This is a genomic window from Rhodococcus sp. CX, assembly GCF_015865005.1.
GTDB lineage: Bacteria > Actinomycetota > Actinomycetes > Mycobacteriales > Mycobacteriaceae > Rhodococcus.
On record NZ_JADZGH010000130.1, the window covers coordinates 3,893 to 5,388 of the forward strand.

The following is a 1,496-nucleotide window of genomic DNA, read 5'->3' on the forward strand; positions in this document are numbered from 1 at the left end:
GGGTCGGGCCCGAGGTAGCCGACCCGGACGGTGATCCGCTCCTGGCCGGTGGCGGCGAGTTCGCGCTTCGCCGCCTCCCGGTCGGCCTGGGCGTACCGGGAAGCGGTTCCGGCCACGCCGGGATACAGCGGGGAATCCGCCGAGAGAATCCGGGAATCGACCGGTCCGGCACCGAGCCCCGCGTCCGGCGCGTCGGCGACCGTTCCGAGCTGGTCGAACAGTTCCCCGCGGGGAATGCACAACGCGAACGCGCGCCGCGCCGCCGGGTTCGCGAACACGCCCTTGGTGGCGAGTGTCAGCTGCTCGACGTTGCGCGAGGGCACCGTCGACACGGTGGCGCCGTCCCCGGCGCCGATGCCCTCGAGGGCACCGTCGGCGCTGTCGACGACGTGGATCCGGCCGTCCTCGGACGCGGTCGATGCGGCGGTGCCACGCGGCCACACCACGATCGTGTCCGTGGCTGGGCGGTTGCCCCACCAGCGTTCGTTCGCGACGAGGACGAGACCGTCCTCGGCCGTGTAGGACTCGATGCGATACGGCCCGGCCGACGGCAGCAGCGAGAGGTCGAGCGCTCCGGGGGTCAGGTTCCAGCCGGTGTTCCAGAAGTCCGCCATCCGACGCACCGCGTCGAGGTCACCGCCGTTGATCGCCGCGACCGGGTCGGCGACCCCGGACACCCGGGCCACCACGTGCGAGGGCAGCAGCTCGGTGGCCCCGAACAGCGACTTCCAGTCCGTGTCGGAGCGGTCCGCACGGAAGACGACGGTCGCGTCCTTCGAACCGGGCTGGCAGTCGACCCGCTCGATGTCGGCGTATCCGCCGCGCTGCGCCGAGTCGAACACGTTCACCACGGCACCGGTTTCGTCCGGGGCGGTGAAACGGCCGGACGCCGCAGCCCACGCCAGCACGAGGTCGTCGCAGCTCATCGGCACCCCGTCGGAGTACACCGAATCCGCGGCGAGCCGGTACTGGACGGTGAGCCGATCGGCGGGCATGACGGTGGCGGTACCGAGGTCGGTGTCGGCGACGACGCGGCCGGCCGGCCCCACATAGCCGAAGCCGGGCTGCACGCGCGCGAGCGCCTGCCGCGCACCCGACGCGGCACCGTCGACGGTGTTGGCGTTGTAGGTGGTGACGGTCCCGTCGATCGCGTAGCCGATCGAGTGCAGCGGTTCGTCGGAGGAGCCGCAGGCCACGGCTCCGGCCGCGACCGCGGTCACCGCCGCAGCGGTGACCACGGTCCGGAGCGACCGTCGTAGTCGTCGGGTGCGCTGGGTCCGTTCGGTTGCCGCCATGTCAGGGCCTTCTCTTGCCGCGCTTCCCCGTCGGCCGCGCGCCGGGTCTCGGCGCACGCTGCGCCGGCGCGGTCGGCTGCCGGTGCACCGCGTGCGCGCCGGAGCGATCCGGAACCGATACCGGCTCGGCGTCGACCACAGCGGCCGCGGTCGCGGCCCGGCCGGCGGCGGCCTCCCGCTTGGCGAGCACCTTCCTGGTGT

1 protein-coding gene and 1 pseudogene are annotated in these 1,496 nt (G+C 73.5%); both read right to left on the reverse strand.

Annotated elements, in window-relative coordinates; all coding sequences use genetic code 11:
* The coding region (locus I0Q12_RS14060) for an ABC transporter substrate-binding protein (RefSeq protein WP_231610647.1) at positions 1-1,295 on the reverse strand (1,295 nt) is incomplete at its 3' end.
* A 1-nt stretch (position 1,296) separates the two neighbouring features.
* Positions 1,297-1,496: pseudogene (locus tag I0Q12_RS32840) on the reverse strand (protein translocase subunit SecF); the annotation flags it as partial.